Source organism: Gelidibacter japonicus (assembly GCF_010725055.1).
Taxonomy (GTDB): Bacteria; Bacteroidota; Bacteroidia; order Flavobacteriales; family Flavobacteriaceae; genus Gelidibacter; species Gelidibacter japonicus.
This window is the reverse complement of the sequence record NZ_BJKB01000054.1, coordinates 1-1,027: the sequence shown is the minus strand read 5'-3', so window position 1 is coordinate 1,027 and position 1,027 is coordinate 1. Positions and strand designations below refer to the sequence as shown.

Annotated in this window: 1 protein-coding gene; it reads left to right on the top strand. The window is 43.3% G+C overall.

Going from position 1 to position 1,027, the window contains the following annotated elements:
• Positions 1-1,027 (top strand): efflux RND transporter permease subunit (locus tag G6N06_RS19620; protein ID WP_163518393.1); only part of this gene is annotated, 1,027 nt, incomplete at both ends.

Below are 1,027 nucleotides of genomic sequence, written 5' to 3'. Positions count from 1 at the left end.
TGATTTGGCAAAATACAGGTAAGGAATTTATGCCTTCCTTAAATGAAGGTTCCTTTTTGTTGATGCCTACCTCCATGCCCCACTCTGGCGTGGAAGAAAACAAACGGGTACTTCAGCAATTGGATATGGCCGTGGCGAGCATTCCAGAGATTGAAACCGTTGTTGGAAAGGCAGGTCGGACCGAGTCGGCACTTGACCCAGCGCCATTGGCAATGTATGAGAATATCATTCTCTATAAGTCGGAATACGCTCTAAATGAAGATGGTAAGCGCCAAAGGTTTAAAGTGAATAATGATGGGCTATTTATTCTTAAGGACGGCAGACTTGCTCTCAATCCAAATAGTGAAGCCGCTAAAGATAGGTCTACTGAGAATTCAGAAACTCAGGATGCGTTTTTCGTGAAAGATCAAGATCTTATTCCGGATGATGATGGTGAATTTTATAGAAACTGGCGACCTGAAATAAAATCCCCTGATGATATATGGAATGAAATCGTTCGGGTAACTAAAATCCCTGGTGTCACCTCCGCTCCAAAATTGCAGCCTATTGAAACCCGATTGGTCATGTTGCAAACTGGAATGCGAGCGCCGATGGGGATTAAAGTGAAAGGACAAGATCTTAGGCAAATTGAAGCCTTTGGAATTGAACTGGAGGAGATTTTGAAACATGCCGAAGGCGTAAAAGTAGAAGCTGTTTTTGCTGATCGTATTGTTGGGAAACCCTATCTATTAATAGATATTAAAAGAGACCGTTTAGCGCGATATGGAGTGTCTATAGAAGATGTACAGCAAATTTTACAAGTTGCAGTCGGAGGGATGCCATTGACCCAAACGGTAGAAGGAAGAGAACGTTATGACGTTCGGGTTCGCTATCCACGAGAGTTACGGGCAAACCCAGACGATCTTAAGAATATCTATGTGCCGGTAGAAAAAGGCAATCCAGTACCATTGGGAGAACTTGTAGAAATACGCTACGAGCAGGGGCCGCAGATGATCAAAAGTGAGGACACATTTTTGGTGGGTTATGT